The organism is Chitinophaga sancti (genome assembly GCF_034424315.1).
In the GTDB taxonomy this organism is placed as follows: Bacteria; Bacteroidota; Bacteroidia; order Chitinophagales; family Chitinophagaceae; genus Chitinophaga; species Chitinophaga sancti.
In genome coordinates, this window is sequence record NZ_CP139972.1 from 8,182,356 (window position 1) to 8,201,915 (window position 19,560).

Annotated in this window: 22 protein-coding genes; 14 read left to right on the forward strand and 8 right to left on the reverse strand. The window is 43.7% G+C overall.

What is annotated here, in order from left to right:
• Positions 1-2: 2 nt before the first annotated feature.
• On the reverse strand, positions 3-449 hold the full coding sequence (locus U0033_RS32185) for an ATP-binding protein (RefSeq protein WP_072363075.1): 447 nt from the start codon (positions 447-449) through the stop codon (positions 3-5).
• Positions 450-574: 125 nt separating this feature from the next.
• On the opposite strand from U0033_RS32185, the gene U0033_RS32190 reads away from it, so the two are divergent.
• Entirely contained in the window at positions 575-2,179 is a 1,605-nt protein-coding gene (locus U0033_RS32190; protein WP_072363074.1) for a Na+/H+ antiporter, read from the forward strand.
• Between the two features lie 144 nt (positions 2,180-2,323).
• Here U0033_RS32190 and U0033_RS32195 read toward each other — a convergent pair whose 3' ends face one another.
• Positions 2,324-2,707, reverse strand: coding sequence for a hypothetical protein (locus U0033_RS32195; RefSeq protein ID WP_072363073.1), 384 nt, complete (start codon positions 2,705-2,707; stop codon positions 2,324-2,326).
• A 12-nt stretch (positions 2,708-2,719) separates the two neighbouring features.
• On the reverse strand, positions 2,720-3,190 hold the full coding sequence (locus U0033_RS32200) for a Panacea domain-containing protein (RefSeq protein WP_072363072.1): 471 nt from the start codon (positions 3,188-3,190) through the stop codon (positions 2,720-2,722).
• 182 nt (positions 3,191-3,372) lie between these two features.
• On the opposite strand from U0033_RS32200, the gene U0033_RS32205 reads away from it, so the two are divergent.
• The gene (locus U0033_RS32205) at positions 3,373-5,196 is read left to right on the forward strand and encodes a M2 family metallopeptidase (RefSeq protein WP_072363071.1); all 1,824 of its coding nucleotides are present in this window, start codon (positions 3,373-3,375) and stop codon (positions 5,194-5,196) included.
• A gap of 119 nt (positions 5,197-5,315) precedes the next feature.
• Here U0033_RS32205 and U0033_RS32210 read toward each other — a convergent pair whose 3' ends face one another.
• Positions 5,316-6,266, reverse strand: coding sequence for a YeiH family protein (locus U0033_RS32210; protein WP_072363070.1), 951 nt, complete (start codon positions 6,264-6,266; stop codon positions 5,316-5,318).
• A gap of 140 nt (positions 6,267-6,406) precedes the next feature.
• Positions 6,407-6,793, reverse strand: coding sequence for an HPF/RaiA family ribosome-associated protein (locus U0033_RS32215; RefSeq protein WP_072363069.1), 387 nt, complete (start codon positions 6,791-6,793; stop codon positions 6,407-6,409).
• 141 nt (positions 6,794-6,934) lie between these two features.
• Between U0033_RS32215 and U0033_RS32220 the strand changes: the two genes are divergently transcribed.
• Both U0033_RS32220 and U0033_RS32225 read left to right on the forward strand, forming a co-directional pair.
• Positions 6,935-8,053 carry a sensor histidine kinase gene (locus U0033_RS32220; protein ID WP_245801810.1) on the forward strand — a complete coding sequence of 373 codons (1,119 nt, stop codon included), beginning with the start codon at positions 6,935-6,937 and terminating at the stop codon, positions 8,051-8,053.
• A gap of 14 nt (positions 8,054-8,067) precedes the next feature.
• A complete protein-coding gene (locus U0033_RS32225; protein WP_072363067.1) occupies positions 8,068-8,799 on the forward strand; it encodes a LytR/AlgR family response regulator transcription factor in 732 nt (243 codons plus the stop codon).
• A gap of 16 nt (positions 8,800-8,815) precedes the next feature.
• Here U0033_RS32225 and U0033_RS32230 read toward each other — a convergent pair whose 3' ends face one another.
• Positions 8,816-9,424: a hypothetical protein gene (locus tag U0033_RS32230; RefSeq protein ID WP_072363066.1), complete on the reverse strand. Its 609-nt coding sequence runs from the start codon at positions 9,422-9,424 to the stop codon at positions 8,816-8,818.
• A 94-nt stretch (positions 9,425-9,518) separates the two neighbouring features.
• Here U0033_RS32230 and U0033_RS32235 point away from each other — a divergent pair, with 94 nt between their 5' ends.
• The 3 genes from U0033_RS32235 (at position 9,519) to U0033_RS32245 (ending at position 11,627) form a co-directional block, all read left to right on the forward strand.
• Positions 9,519-9,995, forward strand: a complete 477-nt coding sequence (locus U0033_RS32235) for a carboxymuconolactone decarboxylase family protein (protein ID WP_072363065.1) — start codon at positions 9,519-9,521, stop codon at positions 9,993-9,995.
• A gap of 61 nt (positions 9,996-10,056) precedes the next feature.
• Positions 10,057-10,407, forward strand: coding sequence for a YciI family protein (locus U0033_RS32240; RefSeq protein WP_072363064.1), 351 nt, complete (start codon positions 10,057-10,059; stop codon positions 10,405-10,407).
• Positions 10,407-11,627, forward strand: a complete 1,221-nt coding sequence (locus U0033_RS32245; protein WP_072363063.1) for an RNA polymerase sigma factor — start codon at positions 10,407-10,409, stop codon at positions 11,625-11,627. Before U0033_RS32240 ends, U0033_RS32245 begins: the two co-directional genes overlap by 1 nt.
• Here the strand turns inward: U0033_RS32245 and U0033_RS32250 are convergent.
• Positions 11,574-12,611 (reverse strand): metallophosphoesterase, encoded by a 1,038-nt coding sequence (locus U0033_RS32250; RefSeq protein ID WP_072363062.1) that lies wholly within the window; start codon positions 12,609-12,611, stop codon positions 11,574-11,576. The two genes, U0033_RS32245 and U0033_RS32250, sit on opposite strands and share 54 nt — an antisense overlap.
• A 72-nt stretch (positions 12,612-12,683) precedes the next feature.
• On the opposite strand from U0033_RS32250, the gene U0033_RS32255 reads away from it, so the two are divergent.
• The 6 genes from U0033_RS32255 (at position 12,684) to U0033_RS32280 (ending at position 16,936) form a co-directional block, all read left to right on the forward strand.
• Entirely contained in the window at positions 12,684-13,610 is a 927-nt protein-coding gene (locus U0033_RS32255) for an alpha/beta fold hydrolase (protein ID WP_072363061.1), read from the forward strand.
• A gap of 114 nt (positions 13,611-13,724) precedes the next feature.
• The gene (gene xth / locus U0033_RS32260; RefSeq protein WP_072363060.1) at positions 13,725-14,498 is read left to right on the forward strand and encodes an exodeoxyribonuclease III; all 774 of its coding nucleotides are present in this window, start codon (positions 13,725-13,727) and stop codon (positions 14,496-14,498) included.
• 12 nt (positions 14,499-14,510) lie between these two features.
• Positions 14,511-15,050 (forward strand): hypothetical protein, encoded by a 540-nt coding sequence (locus U0033_RS32265; RefSeq protein WP_072363059.1) that lies wholly within the window; start codon positions 14,511-14,513, stop codon positions 15,048-15,050.
• A gap of 12 nt (positions 15,051-15,062) precedes the next feature.
• Positions 15,063-15,383, forward strand: coding sequence for an antibiotic biosynthesis monooxygenase family protein (locus U0033_RS32270; RefSeq protein ID WP_072363058.1), 321 nt, complete (start codon positions 15,063-15,065; stop codon positions 15,381-15,383).
• 9 nt (positions 15,384-15,392) lie between these two features.
• A complete protein-coding gene (locus U0033_RS32275) occupies positions 15,393-15,884 on the forward strand; it encodes a hypothetical protein (protein WP_072363057.1) in 492 nt (163 codons plus the stop codon).
• A gap of 74 nt (positions 15,885-15,958) precedes the next feature.
• The gene (locus U0033_RS32280) at positions 15,959-16,936 is read left to right on the forward strand and encodes a hypothetical protein (protein WP_072363056.1); all 978 of its coding nucleotides are present in this window, start codon (positions 15,959-15,961) and stop codon (positions 16,934-16,936) included.
• 67 nt (positions 16,937-17,003) lie between these two features.
• Here the strand turns inward: U0033_RS32280 and U0033_RS32285 are convergent, their stop codons facing one another.
• A complete protein-coding gene (locus tag U0033_RS32285; protein WP_072363055.1) occupies positions 17,004-18,215 on the reverse strand; it encodes a transglutaminase domain-containing protein in 1,212 nt (403 codons plus the stop codon).
• A gap of 499 nt (positions 18,216-18,714) precedes the next feature.
• Here U0033_RS32285 and U0033_RS32290 point away from each other — a divergent pair, with 499 nt between their 5' ends.
• Positions 18,715-19,554 carry a COG1470 family protein gene (locus tag U0033_RS32290; RefSeq protein WP_072363054.1) on the forward strand — a complete coding sequence of 280 codons (840 nt, stop codon included), beginning with the start codon at positions 18,715-18,717 and terminating at the stop codon, positions 19,552-19,554.
• Positions 19,555-19,560: the final 6 nt, after the last annotated feature.

Here is a 19,560-nt window from a genome sequence, read left to right on the forward strand (position 1 = left end):
AATTAAATTTCGTGTGAGTAGTTTTGAATAGAGTAGCTATTATTTTCCAGTCTTACATAATAAATAGCATCGAAGCCTTCGATTAGTTCAGGGGTTTCGAACCTGCGCAGGGTGGCTTTGATACCAAATTCCGGGATGAGCGCTTTGCCATGCCGGGTGTTATTACGTGAAAGGGCGTCCTGTAGTCCTGTTTGGAAATAATAGCATTTAACGGTATAGTGTCTGTGTTTGGCAAGGGCAATATATTTCTGTCGTTCGTTACGGGTAGGGTTGGTATTGTCTACCACGAAGGGCATTTGGGTATTGAGGCAGGCGTGCAGGAAAATATCTTCACGATTCCTGGTATTCAGCAGGTCAAGGGATATCCTGGCATGTGAATTGAAAAAGTGTTCTTTGTAAAAGGTGGATTTGCCGCTGGCCTGGATGCCGCAAAAGATGATTGCTTCCATGGGCGGCAAAGATATGGATTAAGAAAGATTGTTTATATTGGGATCTTTGAGGAAATAGAAAATAGCCAACCCTGCCTTTTACTTATTGAGAACTTTTATACCAAAATCTATAATCTGGTGCCCATATGCATTTTACCTTTACGGTCTACATTGGAATTCTATTAGTCATACTTTTTTTAGTCATGCTCGCGGGGCGGTTAAAGATCTCATATCCGATCGTATTAGTGATCGGTGGTTTAGCGCTCAGCTTCATCCCCGGATTACCCCAGATCAGCATTGACCCGGAATTGATCTTTTTGATTTTCCTGCCTCCATTATTATATGAAGCCGCCTGGCAAACCAGTTGGAAGGACCTGTGGCGCTGGCGGCGGATTGTGAGTTCATTTGCCTTCCTGATTGTGATCCTGACCTCCGGGGTGATTGCGATCGTATCCAGTAGCCTGATTCCGGGCTTTACGCTGGCGCTGGGCTTTTTATTGGGAGGGATTATTTCTCCACCGGATGCGGTAGCGGCTACGACTGTTTTAAAAGGGGTAAAGGTGCCAAAATCGCTGGTGAATATATTGGAAGGGGAGAGTTTGTTGAATGATGCATCGAGTTTGATCGTATTCCGGTTTGCACTGATTGCGGTGACGACTGGGAAATTTGTATTTCATGAAGCGGTGACGAGTTTTTGCCTGGTGATTTCGATGGGGATCCTTGTGGGGCTGGCAGTAGGGATGGTCTTTTATGCCATTCATCGTTGGCTGCCTACGAATGCAAGTATGGACACGGTGTTGACATTTGTGGCGCCTTATGTAATGTATATAACCGCGGAGAGTATGCATTTTTCGGGGGTATTGGCGGTGGTGACGGGGGGATTGTTTATGTCGAATAAGAGTCATCATTTTTTATCGCACCTGAGCAGGATCAGGGGGGTAAATGTATGGTCTACGATAGGGTTTGTATTGAATGGGATTATCTTTTTGCTGATAGGGCTGGAGCTGCCGGTGATTGTGCAGCAGTTGGGAGAGGTGTCTTTGTGGAGTGCGATTAAGTATAGCCTGGTCATAACGTTTGTGGTGATTGTGATGCGGATGATGTGTACGATGGGTGCTTCTTTGTTTACGAGGGTGGTGAGCAGGTATATCAGGACGGCGGATAATAACCCTGGCTGGCGCCTGCCGGTGGTGTTTGGATGGGCGGGAATGAGAGGGGTGGTGTCTTTGGCTTCGGCATTGTCGATACCCTTGATGTTGGATAAGCAGCATGTGTTTCCGATGCGGGATTTAATTTTGTTTATCACTTTTATGGTGATCCTGATTACGTTGGTGTTCCAGGGACTGACTTTGCCATTGGTGGTGAAGTGGGTGAATCTGGGGGAGGATCGGTTTTTTATGCCGGAGCATGAGCAGGAGGCGATTATGCGAAAAAAGATGGCCTCGTATGGCCTGGCTTTGTTGAATAATAAGTATGGGGAGGAGATCGCGGGAAATGATTTGCTGAAGTCGTTGAAGGCGAGATTGGAGGGGGGTGTGACATTTGCGGAGAATTATATTGCTTCGGAGGAGGGGAATGAGCAGGTGACGCATAAGATAGCGCGGTATAAGGTGGTGTTGACGGATTTGATCAATGAGCAGCGTGGGATATTGAGGAAGATGAATAAGAAGGATAGTATTGACGAGGAGATTATCAGGAAGCATTTGGCACAGTTGGATTTGGAGGAGGAGTATTTGGTGCAAAGGTTTTGATGGGGGGATTTTGACTGAGGTGATGTGTTTGATTGGGTTGTTGTGTTTATATTAGAGCTCATTTTATGAATAGGTATTTTAAATTGATAACTACAAAATGAGTTCTGGTTTTGTGAAATTAGGAATAGCGTCAGGATTTTAATTTTAAAACCATACAGCCTGAGATTTTAATTTCTCAGGCTGTATGGGGAATAGGTTCTTTAAGATAATCGTCATCATGCCAATTACGTTTAATGTAGATGTTGTCAATAGTGTGATCAGTACAGGATCTGATAGATTCAATTTTAAAAAGCAACTATTAAAATATAGTACACTTAACACACCGGATAACCAAAGCGTGATATTGAAAATAAAGGAATAAGTAATATGCTTCCTGAGATCAGTATCGGTGATATATCTATCCAGCCTTGCAGAATTATATTCTGGATCATCTATTTCATCCTTGTCATTATTATTTAATAATGTATAGGTGTCATTAAAAGGCATTGATGATTCCGGGTTCAAACTATGGATGATGTCTGTATTCATATTTAATTTGGATTATGCGGCATTGGTGCCTGACATGATTAACATGTTTTTAAAATAAGCGTATACCAGGTGCATTGGTATGATTAAACGTCCTGTTACTACGGTTTGTTTCCAGGGCGTGTCTCCATTATAAAAGGCGATGCCGCGAAGGCGTGGAAGATGTCCGTATGTATTCCATACCCGGTCCAGCAGGCGCACATCTTCCTTTGAAATACTTTGATTCCCCTGTGGATTGGGCAATTTTTTATAGTAATAATTCACCCAGGAATCTACCATATTCTCAAATAATGAACCGAATGTAGCTTCATTTCTTTTGCATATTAATGGTTCTTTGATTAAGGTTGATTTACCTTCTGAGAATGCAAGGTACCACCCGTATGAGAAATAAGTCAAACAGACCAGTTTATCAATACTAAGAGGTGCATGAATCGTTCCATACGTAGTAATAAAATAATTGGCAATTGTAGTTGGATTATAGGCCATCGTCTTTTAATGTTTTAGTCTTTTAATTGTTGTACCTCTTAAAATTTATATCTTTTGGCCACCAAATTTAGCTCCTCCTTTTCTGTTCATTTTGTTCATTCTTCCATTTTCCAGCCTTCCCTCCATCCATTCTCTGAACAAAATATTTTTACCTAAATTCACCTTCGCAAAATCTAAGCTTTATGAATCGTTTCACCCTTGTCGCTACCGGCGCCCTGTTTTCATTAGCAGCCTGCCAGTCATCCGACAATAATAAAAACAAGCTCACCCAGGAACAGGCGCAAACCTACCTGGACGGCTACAACAAAACCTACCAGGACCTCGTCTACAAAGACAACCTGGCCCAATGGACACTCAATACCCGTATCGTAAAAGGCGACACCCTCAGCCAGCAACTTGCTGATGCCGCTGATAAAGTATTAGCGGAATATACCGGTAGTAAGGCCAATATCGATTCTGCACAGAAATACCTGCAACTGAAAGATCAACTCACGCCCTTACAGCTCAGGCAGTTCGAAGTGATCCTCTTCAATGCCGGGAATAACCCCGCTACCGCAGGTGATATTGTTACCCGCCGTATCAGCGCTACCAATAAACAGTTATCCGCTTTGTACGGATTCAAGTTCACCCTCGATGGGAAATCTGTCACCACTGGCCGCATCGATGAAATCCTTGAATCCTCCAATAACCTCCAGGAAAGGAGAAAAGCATGGATCGCCAGTAAGGAAGTAGGTAAGACCCTCAAAGCCGGTCTTGATTCTTTACAATACCTCCGCAATGCTTCTGTAACACCACTGGGTTACAAGGACTTTTTTGATTATAACGCCCGTGAATATGGGATGAGTGAGGACGAGGTGATCAAACTGACCCGTCAGTTCATAACTGAAATATGGCCATTATACAGAGAGTTGCATACCTGGGCGCGTTACACCCTGGCTGATAAATATAAACAACCCGTTCCTGATTACATCCCCGCTGACTGGTTACCTAATCGCTGGGGCCAGGACTGGTCTTCCTTAGTAGACGTGAAAGGCCTGAGCATTGATTCTATCCTGAAAGTACATGGTGCTGAATGGATGGCTCACCAGAGTGAAGAATTCTATAAGAGTCTCGGCTTCGATCCGCTGCCACCGGTGTTCTGGGAAAAGAGTAGTTTGTACCCGGTGCCTGCCGATAGTCCGTTTACCAAAAATAACCATGCCTCTGCATGGCACATGGATATCGCAAATGATGTGCGTTCCTTAGAAAGTATTACACCTACGACCGATTACTGGAGTACGGTTTTGCATGAATTCGGACATATCTATTATTACATGTCCTATAGTCGTCCGGAAATTCCGGTGATCCTGCGCAGCGGCGCTAACAGGGGATTTCATGAGGCCTTTGGTACCATGATGGGCCTGGCTTCTTTACAGAAACCTTTCCTTGAAAACCTGAACCTGATTCCTAAGAACACAACAACGAACGATACACTGAAATTATTAAAAGAAGCACTGAGCTATGTGGTCAGCTTACCATGGAGCAGTGGCGTAATGACAGCGTTTGAATATAACCTGTATGCGAAGAGACTGCCGAAGGAACAGTATAACCAGGCTTGGTGGAAACTGGTAAAACAATTCCAGGGTATCGTACCTCCATCAGAAAGAGGAGAGGAATATTGTGATGCTGCGACCAAGACACATATCAATGATGATCCTGCACAGTATTATGATTACTCAATTGCAAGTGTGTTAGTCTTCCAGTTCCATGCTCATATTGCGGATAGTATCCTGCACCAGGATCCGCATGCTACTAATTACTGGGGCAACAAAGCCGTAGGCGATTTCCTGAAAAAAGTGATGAGCCCCGGGGCGAGTATTGACTGGAGACAACAGTTGAAAGATGATTTGCATACAGATATGAGTGCGAAACCAATGGTGGCATATTTTAGTGTGCTGATGGATTACCTGAAGAAGGTGAATGCCGGTAAGAAATACACATTACCGGAACAACCGGTTTTTGAATAAACAGGATTTGATCGGGCTGTCTCAAAACTTCGGGACAGCCCGTTTTATTCGGGCCCTGATTGGGAGAAACTTTTTTAAGCGACTTCCGGGGGCTTCATTTTACCTGTGATTCATCCACATCATACCAGCGTGATGATAGACCATAATGCTGCGCTGGCAATAAGGATCCATAAAAATATACCCTGTACAAATGGCCTGATACCCACAGCCCTGAGTACCTTCACATTTAACCCACACCCAATCAGAAACAACGTTAGTGTTAAGCCTGCCCTGGAAACATCTACCACATAATGACCATATTCCTGTACAATCGGTACATAACTATTCAACACCATCGCTACTATAAAGAATCCAATAAACAGGGGAATTTTAACTTTCTTTTTATCAAAAGAACTCAGCAAAGAAAGCGGGATGATCCACAAGGCTCTCGCCAGTTTCACAGTAGTTGCTACCTGCAGGGCTTCTGCGCCATACTTACTGGCAGCCCCTATTACTGAACTCGTATCATGGATGGCGATAGCGCTCCATAATCCGAACTGGGTTTGGGTCAGGTTTAACAAATGTCCAACAGCCGGGAATATAAAGAGAGCCAGGGAATTGAGGATAAAGATCGTTCCCAGGGCTACAGAGATCTGTTTTTCCTCCGCCTTGATAACTGGAGAGATGGCAGCGATTGCACTTCCTCCACATATAGCCGTGCCGGCAGAAATTAAGTAAGAAGTTTTCTTCTCAATTTTCAAAAGCTTTCCGAAAAGAAAGCCGAAGAATAATGTACCTACAATTGAGGCTATGGTAAATAATAATCCCTGGCTACCGGCGTGAATAGCACTCGTTACATTCATGCCGAATCCCAAACCTACTACTGAGATCTGTAAGAGTAAATGTGTAGCCTTGTCGTTGAGGTGTAAATAAGGATGCCCAACAAACTGGGCAATCACTAAGCCCATTAATAAGGCTATAGGTGGCGTGATCAGCGGTGTAAGACAAAATACGAATGCAAGCAAAAAGATGACTTCCCTTGTAGTGAGTCTTACTGTCCGGTCTAAAAAAGGTTTGTTCACTATTTCCATAATGCCCGCAAAGGTCTAATGTCGCGGTCGCATATGGAAATTGTAAATGGTAATGGGTAATAACTTTTAGTTATACTGATACAAACAAAAAGGGTGATAAAAAGAACCTTTTATCACCCTTCATCATTTTTTAAAACACACTATTTCACTACGTCTTCTAATTCTACATCTTCATTGTTATCACTGTCCTGCTGCATCAGTACATCCTGGATATTTGTCTTATCCTGGTGCCTGTTGCCATCCTCTTTTCTACCCCTGATCTTTACGATCTGGGCTTGCAGAACATCCACACATTCATTGACAGCAGGTTCAAAATGAGGACTTACTTTCTTTGCAAAGTGATCCTGGCCTGGAACTTCCAGCCTGATTTCACAATAATTATTTTCAGGGGTACTATCCGGCCCTTTATATAATGTAACGTTTGCACGTACGATCTTGTCTGTTTTTAACGTGTTCAGCTTTTCACGGATATACGACTCAAGAGCATTACTGGCTTTAAATCCGAGGGATTGAATAATAATATCCATAGTTCTATATTTTTAATATAAGTAGTACAGGAATTGTGCCAGACGAAATCAGGGGCGTCGCTGATGACGATTAGTCATATTATGCAGTTCGTCAATTATTTCATGTCGTTCACATAAGGGGGGCAGGAAATACCCTGCCTTTTGCGTAACTTCAAAGTAATGCCGAAGTGGTTCTATACATACAAGCTCTATCATATTCCATTCTGGATGTTCTACCAGTTTGTCTGGTGGACAGTGGCTGTAGGCAACCCTATAAAGGCAGCGGATATCATCTTTACCACCACGATGTTTCCCAAGTACTTCACGTATGTATTTTGGGAAATGCTGGCTGTTTGTTTTAATCTTTATTTTTTGTTGCCCCGCTACTTCGAAAAGGGGAAATATACGACTTATGTACTGCTATTGGTGGCCACTACGCTGATCACTGCCGCTTGTATTGTACCCGGTTATTATCTTACTGCATACCTGGCAGGAACGACCGTAAAAGCGCTTTTTCATACCGACAGTTTCCTGAATATTGTGCTGGCCAATTCTCTCCCCAGTGCGATAGCTGCCATGACCCTGGCCATGAGCATTAAACTGGGCAGGAGCTGGCTGCAGACAAAGAGAAGAGAGCAGCTATTGGAAACGGAAAAACTGGAGACTGAACTGAATTACCTCAAGTACCAGTTTAATCCTCATTTCCTGTTTAATACTATTAATTCCATCTTTTTTTTGATTCATAAGAATCCGGATATGGCTTCTGCTTCCCTGGCCAAGTTTTCTGATTTGCTCAGGCATCAGTTGTACGAATGCAATGACAAACAGATTCTGCTGAATAAAGAAATTGCCTACCTTGAAAATGGGATTGAACTGGAACGGCTCAGGCAGAATGCCAGTGTAGAGGTCGATATCCAGCTGCCTGCCATCTATGATGCCCGGTTGGGTATTGCTCCTTTTATACTGATGACCTTCGTGGAAAATGCATTTAAACATGTATCCAAACAAGCCGACCAGGCAAACTGGGTACAGATAGAGTTGCAGGTAAACGGGCAGGAGTTGTGCTTGCTGGTGGCTAATAGCGTATCCGGAACTGAGGAGGAAGAAGAGGTAGTGCGGTATGGAGGAATTGGATTGAAGAATGTAAGGCGGAGATTGGAGCTGATGTATCCCGGGCAGTATGAACTGTCGGTAAATAGTAACAGTGCTTCATTTTCTGTAAGGTTGACATTAGAGCTGTCAGTATTGCAGGGATTGCCTGTCATGCATAAAATCGCATAAAATTTATTAAACGGATGTTAAACTGCGTAATCATAGATGATGAACCGCTGGCCCGCGAAGGAATGGCCGACTATGTGAAGGAAATTGATTTTCTCCACCTGGTCGATACCTGCGAAAACCCGGTTGCGCTCATGAAACTCATGGACCAGCATCCCATCGACCTTATCTTCCTCGATATTCAAATGCCTAAAATGAACGGCATCGATTTCCTGAAGATTATTCAGCGGCCTCCTATGGTGATCATCACCACTGCTTATCCCAGTTATGCGCTTGAAGGTTTTCAGTTAAACGTTTTGGACTACCTGCTGAAACCTATCACCTTTGACCGCTTTTTCAAAGCTGTGAGTAAGGCCCGGGAATACCACCAGCTGGTGAACAGGGCAAACGTACAGAAAACTGAAGCCACTACCGACTATTTCTTTATTAAATGTGGCAGTAAATATGAGAAGATTCACTTTGAAGATATCCTCTATGTAGAAGGTATGCAAAACTATATCACCATCTACACCGTAAAAGGGAAATACGTGACCCTACTCTACCTGAAAAACCTGGAACAAAATCTGGATAGTCAGGCCTTCATCAGGGTACACAAATCTTACATTGTAGCGATTGATAAAATTGAAGCTATAGAAGGCAATGAGATTTTTATCCAGCACCATCGCATCCCTATCAGCAGAAATTATCGGGAACAGGTGATTGAGCAGGTGGTGTCCAATAAACTGTGGGATAAGATCCGGTTTTCATGAACGGGCAGCTGGCCTGTTAGAAATTGAAGAGGACATGATAGTTAAAGAGGTCGTGTGTTTCACCCGTTACACCCACCAGTAGGGCGGTGCCTAGTTCCAGGTTTCTTCTCCTGTAAGATCTGCCGATCGCAAACCTGATACCCGCATTAATGGCAACATTGGTACTGAATTCGGAGCTGTTTTTAATAATATGGACACTATTGTAAGTATCAATATAAACTTCGTCATATGTACGGTATTGGGCAGCAATCCCCGCCCCACCAAAAAATCCAATCCTGCCACGTGCTTTCTGGGAAGATCCCGCACCATAGTTAAAGTTAAACATCAATGGCACCTGGAAGAGATAGCTTTTCCAGTCGTCAGATACTGTAACACTACCATAGGTCTGCGTGTAATAATATTGGGCATACCCGATCCTGACTGGGGCATTGATGGAAAAAGAGTATTTACTGTTTTCTTTAAAAGTAAACCCGGGAGTATAGGCAAGGGCTATATAAGGATTGTCTTTTGAATATTTTGTTTCGTCATGGATCAGGGCAATCCCTAATCCATTGGTAAAATGCTGGGCCTGGGAGGTGAAAAAAGCGCTTAGGCAGAGCAAAGCGATTAATAGACTCTTTTTCATAGGTTTTATTGACTTACAAATGTATAAAATAAATATTTATTGATTTTGTCCAATTCAGGAAAAGCCATTTGTCATAAGGGCAAAATCACAAATCATGAAAACAAGACTGAATTATTTTCAACATGCCAACAATGCAATGCAAGCTTTAAGCGGTTTCGCTCCTTACCTGGCAAAATCCCCACTTGACAAATCCTTATTAGAATTGATTTATTTTCGGGTATCGCAGATCAATGGCTGTGCTTTTTGCCTGGATATGCATACCAAGGAACTGCGTGCGATGGGGGAGGAAGAGCATCGCCTGTTCGTGATGAATGCCTGGAGGGAAGCGCCTTTTTATTCAGACAGGGAGCGGGCGGCACTGGCTTTTGCAGAAGCGCTGACTACTGTAAACCTGGGCCATGTATCTGACGAAGTTTACGATGCTGCGGCTGCGCAGTTTTCAGAAGGAGAGTTGATAGACCTGGTGATTGCTATCGTAGCTATTAACAGTTATAACCGTTTGAACATTGTCTTTGGTTCTCCAATGCCGGTGGGTAGTTATAAAGTGGGTATGTTTGCGGCTAAGCATTAATACATTTTGCTGTTTAGTTACCTGAATAACCCGTTCAATTTTCCCGAAAAAATCTAACAATATGAATGAGTTCTTATTGATCTTCAGAAGAGACAATTCCAAAGAAGCACAACCTTCTCCTGCTGCCTTGCAGGACAGTATCCAGCCCTGGCAGGAATGGCTGGGAAAGCTGGAGGCTGAGGGTAGCCTGGTTAGTCATGGCAACCGTCTCCGACCAGAGGGCACTGTTATCAAGGCGGGTAAGGTAGTGACTGATGGCCCTTACCCGGATATCAAAGAATCTATAGGAGGTTTCGTCATTGTGAAGGCGGCAGACCTGGCAGCAGCTACTGAGATCGGTAAAAACTGCCCAGTCTTAAATGCACCATGGAATGGTTCTGTAGAAGTTCGTATGCTAATGAAAGAAGCTTAATGGAAGATCAGGAACTGCTCCCATATTTATTCAGGACAGAGTACAGGAAGATGATTGCTGTACTCTGTCAGCTTTTTGGTATTGCGCACATCGAAACTGCGGAAGACATTGTGAGTGATACCTTTCTTTCTGCCACTGAATTGTGGAGTCAGCAGGGTATTCCCCCCAATCCCACTGCATGGTTATATACTGTAGCAAAGCGCAGGACCCTGAACCTAATAAAAAGGGATCAGTTATTTGCGAAGAAGATAAGTCCGGAGATCAAAAAAAACAGCAGTGATATGACAGAAATGGATATCGATCTCTCTGATCAGCGTATTCATGATAGTCAGCTGGCAATGATCTTTACGGTGTGTAATCCTGGTATTCCCGAGGAAGCGCAGGTAGCGCTGGCATTGAACCTGCTTTGCGGATTTGGTGCGCAGGAAATAGCGGATGCGTTCCTGACGAATAAGGATGTCATTTACAAGCGCCTGCAAAGGGCAAAGGACAAGCTGAAAGCAGATCAGATACCGATAATCCCTCCTTCCGCCGGAGCTGTCAATAGCCGTTTGGATACGGTATTGACTACTTTATACCTGTTATTCAGCGAGGGGTATTATTCTACATCACAGGATACAACCCTGCGAAAAGACCTTTGCCTGGAGGCGATGCGCCTGTGTTATTTATTAGTCTCACATCCGCCTACGGCTTTGCCTGCCGTCCATGCCTTGTTGTCACTCATGTGTTTTCATGCATCGCGGTTTGAGGCGAGGGCCGATCAGCAGGGGGGAATGATCTTATATGAGGATCAGGATACGAAGCTGTGGGATCAGGACCTGATAGCGAAGGGAACCTATTATCTGAATGAGGGTGCGCAGGGAGGTGTGTTGACCAAGTATCACCTGGAAGCGGGTATTGCTTACTGGCATACGCATAAGGAGGATAGCAGGGAGAAGTGGGAGCAGATCTTACATTTATACGATCAGCTGGTGGTATTGGAGTCTTCTCCGATGGCAGCGCTGAACAGGATTTTGGCATTGTCGAAAGTAATGGGCAATGCAGCAGCGATTGAAGCTGCTGCATTGTTGTCATTAAAAGATAATCATTTTTATTATGCCTTGTTAGGGCATTTGTATACTCCGCTGGATCGCACCCAGGCCATGGTACATTTCCGGAAAGCCTTGTCACTGGCGGTGACTGTGGCCGATAAGGATACTATCAGAAAGAAGATGCTGTAGTTGTGTGATCCTGGCCGGTGTATGCAGCGACTTTCTCAGATCTGCTAATGTGAGTGTACCGGACCTGCTTTTGTACAGGAATGTTTTGAACGGAAACTCATGCAGGTGGTCCTTGTGGGTAATAGCAAAGAGGTCCAGTTGCGCTTTCATTTGCGTAAGCGAAAGATCCAGGAGTGCCAGGTAAGATTTCTTTTCATGCAGAAATTCCTGTACAGCTGGAGATGCTTTGTAAGCACGGCCTGCTATTTCTTTGTGAATAGCGCTGATCTCCATGTTATCCCAATCCTTACTTTTCAATACGGGCAACTGCCATTCAGCAATTTGTGCTTTCCAGTGATCCTGTGTTACTTTTACCTGGTGGATAATGAAACCTGGCAGTTCGATGGCGGTCAGGTAGCCTCCATGGCAGGCACCGGTATCGATGCCGTAGGTGTTGTTTACAATACGGGGAAGATCGCCGCTAACGGAATGGCCGTAGATGACAGGTTTCTTGCCTGTATAGTGGTCAGTCCAGTGTGCTTTGACCGGGTTTTCCAGTTCCGTATGCTGATTTGAATATTTCTTTTCCAGGTGTCTTTCGCCTGAAGTTGTTCCACTCAGTATATCCTGTCTCTGTTCATGCAATGGCAGATCATGTTCCATCGCTGCATGTACAATGATGGCTTCATCTGTTTCATAATAATAAGGCAGTGTCATAGCCCAGGCCAGGAATTGGGGATATTCGTTTCCCATCTGTACTTTCACTATTTCCTGTGCGTAATTCAGTACGCCCTGCAGGTGTTTTCGTTCATGGTTACCCATGAGTGTAATTGTATTGGGCCGATCCATGAAGTATTTCCATACTTCTCTTGATTTATTGCCACGGTCTACGAGGTCACCCACTGAGATCAGGAGGTCTTCATCCCGGAGACCGGTTTTTTCCAGTAGGGTCAACAGCTCATGGTAGCAGCCGTGGATATCCCCCACAACTATTGTTCGTTTCATAACACAATATTATTTATGAATAGCGAAGTCTTTCTGCGCATTTGTTATTTTGCAGGATAACTTTTTATGTTAATGAGATTTTTATTTTTTCTATTGTTGGTGTGCACCGGTGGAGCGAAGGCCCAAATCATTGTATCTCACGCATTTGGAGATAGTACTAAGCCGGCAGTGATATTTATGCATGGTGGCCCTGGCAGTAATGCCATTAATTTTGAATCGACTACTGCTGCAAGACTGGCTGTTCAGGGATTTTACGTGATCACTTATGACAGGAGGGGGGAAGGCCGTTCTGTAGATCCGACGGCGAAATATACGTTCCAGCAATCTTACGATGACCTGAACAATATTTATAAGCAATATCAAATTAAAAGCGCCACCCTGATCGGGTTTAGTTTCGGGGGAATTGTAGCCACGGGTTATGCCGATAAATATCCGGAACAGGTAGATGCGTTGGTTCTTGTAAGTGCTCTTGTAAATCTGCAGGAGACCTATCGCACGATTATCGCTTCCTGTAGAAAAATATATGCAGCGAAAAATGATGCGGCCGGTTTAAAAGACCTGGACAATTTAGAAAAACTGGATCGCGCTTCTATTGAATTCAGGAGAGGATGTTTTAAACAGGCTTCAAAAAACGGCTTCTTTGCTACTCCTAACAGGAGCCCGGATGCACAGGCGATTTATCAAAAACTGGATGCAGATACCCTTTACCAGTATTATGCAAATCTGAACAATGATATGCCCAGCAATGAATTCTGGAAACATGAGAAGTATTCTACTATCAATAACCTGCCTGTCATAGAAAAGATTGTAAAAGGGGGAATTCCTGTGTATGCAATGTATGGAAAGGACGATGGATTGTATTCTCCGGAGCAGGTCAACAGCTTAAAGGCTGTGATCGGAACTAATCATATCCTGTATATGAGAGATGCAGCGCATTATTTATACAATGACCAGCAAGTGCATTTCCTTTCAGGTATGCGGGCATTTTTATACTATTAATTACCTTTGCGGATATGGAGATGTCGCAGCGTCAACGGATTTTGTTATGTTACATTGCTGCATGTCTCATTCAGTCATTATCAGATATAAAAAAGCCATCAGAAAAATAAGAAAATGAAAATAGCTACTTATAATGTGAATGGCGTAAATGGCCATCTGGCAGTATTGCTCCGCTGGTTAAAAGAAACCGCCCCTGATGTGGCATGCCTGCAGGAACTGAAAGCCCCACAGGAAAAGTTCCCCGAAGAGGCGATTCTCGAAGCCGGGTACACTGCTATCTGGCATGGGCAAAAGAGTTGGAACGGAGTGGCTATCCTGTCACGCATCGGCAAACCGGAAGAAGTGAGAAGGGCACTACCCGGCGATCCTGAAGATCTGCATAGCCGGTATATAGAAGCTGTGATCAATGGCATCACCATTGCCTGTTTATATTTGCCAAACGGTAACCCGGCTCCGGGTCCAAAGTATGAATATAAATTAGCCTGGTTTAAACGCCTGCATGCACATGCACAGGAATTGATGGCCAGTGGCAAACCTGTCATTATCCTGGGTGATTACAATGTAATCCCTACTGAAAAAGATGTGTACAAACCTGCCAGTTGGGTGAATGATGCGCTTTTTCTGCCGCAGACCCGTGAAGCATTTGAGGAACTGAAGGCACAGGGCTGGACGGACGCTATGCGAAAAATGTATCCTGATGAAACGATCTATACTTTTTATGACTATTTCCGCAATGCCTATGGCAGAAATGCGGGATTAAGGATAGATCATTTTCTGGTAAGTCCGGATATAGAGAAACGATTGATTGCCGGAGGGGTAGATAAGGAAGTGAGAGGATGGGAGAAGACGAGTGATCACTGCCCGGTATGGATTACGATAAAAGACTAGTATTTTTGGCTTATGAATTTGAAATCCTTATTACCTTTTGAGCGTTATACCCTGGTGACTACACTGAAAGAGGAGGAGGTGATGCGGAGACTGGAAGCAAATGTATCGCCTAAAAAAAGTATTTCTCTACTGGTGGTATCCCGTTATGGACCGAAAAAGGATCCGGCTGATAAACCTTATACGGGTGCTATAACTGGACCCTGTTTTGAAATAATGCGGGTGATCAATTATAGGAACTCCTTTCTGCCAATTGTAAAAGGAGAGGTTATTCATTTCCTGGGGAAGACAGAGATAAAAGTAAAGAGCAGTCCGCATATAGCGGTGCTGGTATTTTCGGCCTTCTGGATGTCTGTGGTGTTGCTTATATGTGTGGCCATGTTGCTGGCAGCTATCGGTGATCATTCAGCGAAATTTGATCCGGCAGGATTAACACCATTTGGCATGCTGGTATTCGGCAGTTTATTGTTCACAATTCCTTACAAAATAGAGGCGAAGAAGACAAAGCAATTCCTGTTGGATTTGCTGGATAGTGAAGAAGTAAAAGAAGCATAAAACAAAAATAACATGATAGCCCTTACACCAGCACCTCCTTACTACGCAGTAATTTTTACATCTTTAAGAACTGATGTAGAGGATGGTTACAAAGATACCGCTACCCTGATGGTAGAACTGGCAAAGACGCAACCGGGATACCTGGGCGTAGAATCAGCAAGAGATGGGGTGGGAATTACCGTTTCTTATTGGAAAAGCCTGGAAGCAATCCGTAACTGGAAGCAACAGGCAGATCATATCATTGCGCAGCAACTGGGAAGGGAAAAGTGGTATGCACAGTATAAAACCCGGATTTGCCTGGTAGAAAGAGATTATGGTTTTGAAAAAGAATAATGAATTATTATGAATATTAAATCCGAGTATACGCTAAGTACCCGATTACCTTTTGAAGAAATAATAGAGCGGCTGTCAGATATCAGTGATCCATCTATCCCCGCCAGCAAGGCATTCTGGGGTGTGAAGAACCTGAATGGTAAACCTTTTGGCGGTCGGATAAATGAAGAAGGTTTTGATATCTTCAAAACTTACTACCGGATGAATTTACATTCATCGGTAATGAAGGGGAAATTTGATCGTTACCCGGGCCGGACAGAAATTCACATCACCTCGGAGCTGCCTAAAATGACAATGATTGCATTTGGCCTGGCCGTTGGTATCGTGTTAATTCCGGGTTTGTTCATTCCCTATATGGCAAGCCCTTTCCTCTTTAAGGTTGTAGGATTATTATGGCTGCTATGGGCATTCAATGCTGTAACACGTAAATTTCGTATGGAGAGTATGGCAGTTGAGGAGCTGCTTAAGCACATGCTGGAAGCACAAAGATTAGATGACTAGCCATATAACTATATGAGTGGTGAGGAAGCCTTGATATTAGTACTTAATTTGGTTGTATAAACTATAACTATACTATGAAGGTCTTATTGCTGCTTTCCTACCTGACAGGCTTTTCTTTGTTTTGTACCGCGCAGGCGCCTTTGCCTGCAAAAAACCTGAGTATTTTTGGAAGGGGTATGTATCCCGGAGATGATACCACCTATGCATTGCTGCAGGATGCGGGATTCAATACCGTAATGTTATCCAGCTTTTATATTCATGCAGATGGCGATCTGTATTCCGGCGATGATAGCAAACATCCAATTATTCATGATGGTAAATGGGTAGGGGATACTGCCTATCTGCGCCGTGTAGCCGGCCTGAAAAAAACAGCGAGGATTGAAATCCTGCTGGAAGGCAGGTGGTATAATCAACCACCCAACACTTTCGACTTTATGAGAGATTGGGTAGATGCTACAAAGCAGGTACCGGGTGTGGTGACCGGCACCGGTGAGGAGGGTACCTTGTTTAAGATCTGCAAAGTATTGAAAGAAGTAGTAGGTGCAGATGCATTTTGTATCGATGATGAATCTGTATATGATACTCATTCTGTGATTGAGATGAGCAAAATTGCGGCGCGCTTAAAAATGCACATGACCCTGTGTCCTTTCAGGATAAATGATTTCTGGAAAACGGTGCTGCAAAATACAGATCCGAAAGTGGTAGATGCTATCTACCTGCAATGCTATGACGGAGGAACGAGAGCGAATCCAGGCATCTGGAAAGCGGCCATGGGTGCGGTACAACCGGTATACCCGATCTTTATGTGCAGGGGCTCATTTAGTACCTGCGAAAGTTCACATAATAGTAAGACGGTAGACGAGATAAAGAATGAAATGAGGCGCTTCAAGGTAGATTATCCGCAGATGAGCGGGGCGAGTATCTGGCAGATGGCGGATGTGAAGAATTTTGTGAAGATGAACTGCGCCGTGACAGATCCTGCTTCGGGTTCAGCAAAGACGGTGAAAGAGTTTTTAGCACAGATAAAAGAAAGCCTTTCAACAGGTCTTTAAATTGGCCGGTGACGGCAGGGGAAAATATAGAAGCGGCCGGTTGCGTAAAACAACCGGCCGCTTTAGTTTAGTTCAGGGGGATTCCAAACCAAGTCCATTTCTTCTCATAGAACATCCCTTTCCGCTTTGACTTGCTCTTACCGAAGTAAGTTGTCAGCCATTCCTGCTCCTGCTTCAATCTTGGCATTACCTCATTCACTCCCTTTTGTAACTGCCCAATGCTTGCAGTCATATCCGGATTAGGGTTTTGTATCTGTGAGATCTTCTCCTTTGCTTTATTAAAACGGGTCTCGACACCATCCAGCATCGCCTGAATCTCAGGATCCGTTTTCATTGGTGTAAACTGCTGGTTCCTGTAATTAATATATGCGTTCAGGTCATTAACACCAATGTTATAATCATTCGCCGCACTATTATACAGGTTGACCATCTTATTCAGGCGCTCATTTTCTTTCTCTCTTCTATCATTTTCGAGGTCCACTTTGATGTGTTGAAGCCTGTCGAACGACATTGAATTTTTCACGCCATTCACTTCAATTCTTCTGGCAGCAGCCATTAACTGATCTGTTTTACTCAGCCGCTCATAGGCGATGATGCTATCTTTATAACTGAAGTATGGCTTTGATTTATTCACCTGTACTTTGCCATCATAGAATTCCTGGCTGCTAACAGGATACTCCAGGAACTGCCACATAAAGTCAAATGGCATATGGGATTTAATCAGGTTAGCCGGTATTGTTTTAAAATAGAAGTTATTGATCTTTTTGTAAAACTTACCACCGTTCACATAGCCGGAACCCCAGGTAGGATCGAACATATACCAGGTGCTGTCTACCCGTGTAGCACACCATGCATGGGGAATATAATCGGTAAACCCATTTTGTTTGGTAAAGCCTTCTACTACATAAGATTTAATACCAGCTTTCAGGCAGATGTCATTAAAGAGGTTGGCGTAGTTCTCGCAAATCCCTTTTCTGGTCAATAATGGTTTGTTGATCTTATCAGCGGAGCTTTCATAAAAGTTAATGGCGAACATATTCGGCAGGTCGTAAGCAATATTTGTTGCCACCCAGATAAAAATCCCTCTTACCCTGTCTTTTTCTGCCGGGAAAGTGCTGGTCATATACCGGGCAATTCCATCCGTAGTTTTTGTCATTGAGTCAGGGATGAGGAGTGCCTTTTTATCAATAGTTGCAAATTCGTTCACGGCAGGGGAGGCTTTTTGTGCCTGGGTTCCCAACACTGCCAGCAAGAGCATAAGGATGATAGCGTGTCTCATAATTACAGAAATAGTCGTCAAAGTTATGTTCAATGAGATGAATAAACATATATAATTATCCATTTTATAAACAGGGGGGCCTTCCATAAAACAGATAAATTTCCGGAAAATGGAAAGGAATGGACCGTGTTGGTTTTGTATTTAATTGATTTGCAATAAGTTGGTATCTAGTCTTGGCATTGGCATCCAATTGGCAATATACTATACAGAGAATGAGAGATAATCAAACCTTTTCCAATTGGAACAAACCGGGGTTCTTCCGGACCCTGGGAAATTGTTCCACCAGATGACAAACGACGAAGCTAAAGCCTTACATAATTCATGCTGACTTTTTGGGGGAATGCAAAGAGGAGGGAGCGAGAGCTTCCTCCATCTTTTTTTAATCACCTTTTAAGGCAAGAAAATTTTGCAAAAAGTAAAAACCCTATTATACTTGCGATTAAGAAATAAGTAAATAACAATTAGCTATAATTTTTTATTTATTAATCTCGAATTGGCAATGTCAGCTACTACAACTCAGCATCAGCGCCGCATGACGCGCAGTCCGTATTTATTCGTTCTGTTATTCGTTTTCTTATTCAGCAACCAGCTCCGGGCACAATCTTCTCCGCCATTTACTGCCAGATTGATGAACATTGAGGCCGCAGCCAACACCACATTTAGCTACAACACTAAACTAAAGAATGCTGCTCCCGTATCCCGTGTGTTCCAGCTATTTGCAGGCTTACCGGCCGGATGGAATGCAAGCTTTAAAGTGGATGGTATGTCAGTGACCTCTGTGAATATTGATTCCGGTAAAACCGCTGATATCAATATCGAATTCACGCCTACACTGGATACCAAACCTGGCAAATACAATATCCCGGTAACCGCACTGGTGGGCAGCGATTCCCTGAAACTGCACCTGGAAGCAGTAATTAAAGGCACTTATGGGGTGACCTTATCCACTCCCAGTGGCAAACTGAGTGAAGAGGTGACCGAAGGTAGTACCAGGGAACTACAGCTTGTGATTAAAAACACGGGCACCATTCCTCTGGACAACCTGGAACTGAATGCACAAAATCCTGCGCAATGGCAACTTACTTTTGCTCCTACCAAGATCCTTCACCTGGAAGCAGGTGCAGATACCACGATCATGGCTACTCTGCAGGTGCCGGACAAAACACTGGCCGGCGATTACATGACCAATGTGACTGTAAGGAATAACAACACCAATGCGAAAGCAGATTTTCGCATCACCGTCAGGACTTCTGTATTGACAGGCTGGCTGGGATTGGTCATTATCCTAATCGCCCTGGGCGCTGTTTATTTCCTTATTCGTAAATATGGCAGGCGATAGTACATT

Excerpts from the sequence above, each read along its gene's own strand:
- U0033_RS32185 (WP_072363075.1), bottom strand. The coding sequence starts at position 449 with ATGGAAGCAATCATCTTTTGCGGCATCCAGGCCAGCGGCAAATCCACC.
- U0033_RS32190 (WP_072363074.1), top strand. The coding sequence starts at position 575 with ATGCATTTTACCTTTACGGTCTACATTGGAATTCTATTAGTCATACTT.
- U0033_RS32195 (WP_072363073.1), bottom strand. The coding sequence starts at position 2,707 with ATGAATACAGACATCATCCATAGTTTGAACCCGGAATCATCAATGCCT.
- U0033_RS32200 (WP_072363072.1), bottom strand. The coding sequence starts at position 3,190 with ATGGCCTATAATCCAACTACAATTGCCAATTATTTTATTACTACGTAT.
- U0033_RS32205 (WP_072363071.1), top strand. The coding sequence starts at position 3,373 with ATGAATCGTTTCACCCTTGTCGCTACCGGCGCCCTGTTTTCATTAGCA.
- U0033_RS32210 (WP_072363070.1), bottom strand. The coding sequence starts at position 6,266 with ATGGAAATAGTGAACAAACCTTTTTTAGACCGGACAGTAAGACTCACT.
- U0033_RS32215 (WP_072363069.1), bottom strand. The coding sequence starts at position 6,793 with ATGGATATTATTATTCAATCCCTCGGATTTAAAGCCAGTAATGCTCTT.
- U0033_RS32225 (WP_072363067.1), top strand. The coding sequence starts at position 8,068 with ATGTTAAACTGCGTAATCATAGATGATGAACCGCTGGCCCGCGAAGGA.
- U0033_RS32230 (WP_072363066.1), bottom strand. The coding sequence starts at position 9,424 with ATGAAAAAGAGTCTATTAATCGCTTTGCTCTGCCTAAGCGCTTTTTTC.
- U0033_RS32235 (WP_072363065.1), top strand. The coding sequence starts at position 9,519 with ATGAAAACAAGACTGAATTATTTTCAACATGCCAACAATGCAATGCAA.
- U0033_RS32240 (WP_072363064.1), top strand. The coding sequence starts at position 10,057 with ATGAATGAGTTCTTATTGATCTTCAGAAGAGACAATTCCAAAGAAGCA.
- U0033_RS32245 (WP_072363063.1), top strand. The coding sequence starts at position 10,407 with ATGGAAGATCAGGAACTGCTCCCATATTTATTCAGGACAGAGTACAGG.
- U0033_RS32250 (WP_072363062.1), bottom strand. The coding sequence starts at position 12,611 with ATGAAACGAACAATAGTTGTGGGGGATATCCACGGCTGCTACCATGAG.
- U0033_RS32255 (WP_072363061.1), top strand. The coding sequence starts at position 12,684 with ATGAGATTTTTATTTTTTCTATTGTTGGTGTGCACCGGTGGAGCGAAG.
- xth (WP_072363060.1), top strand. The coding sequence starts at position 13,725 with ATGAAAATAGCTACTTATAATGTGAATGGCGTAAATGGCCATCTGGCA.
- U0033_RS32265 (WP_072363059.1), top strand. The coding sequence starts at position 14,511 with ATGAATTTGAAATCCTTATTACCTTTTGAGCGTTATACCCTGGTGACT.
- U0033_RS32270 (WP_072363058.1), top strand. The coding sequence starts at position 15,063 with ATGATAGCCCTTACACCAGCACCTCCTTACTACGCAGTAATTTTTACA.
- U0033_RS32275 (WP_072363057.1), top strand. The coding sequence starts at position 15,393 with ATGAATATTAAATCCGAGTATACGCTAAGTACCCGATTACCTTTTGAA.
- U0033_RS32280 (WP_072363056.1), top strand. The coding sequence starts at position 15,959 with ATGAAGGTCTTATTGCTGCTTTCCTACCTGACAGGCTTTTCTTTGTTT.
- U0033_RS32285 (WP_072363055.1), bottom strand. The coding sequence starts at position 18,215 with ATGAGACACGCTATCATCCTTATGCTCTTGCTGGCAGTGTTGGGAACC.
- U0033_RS32290 (WP_072363054.1), top strand. The coding sequence starts at position 18,715 with ATGTCAGCTACTACAACTCAGCATCAGCGCCGCATGACGCGCAGTCCG.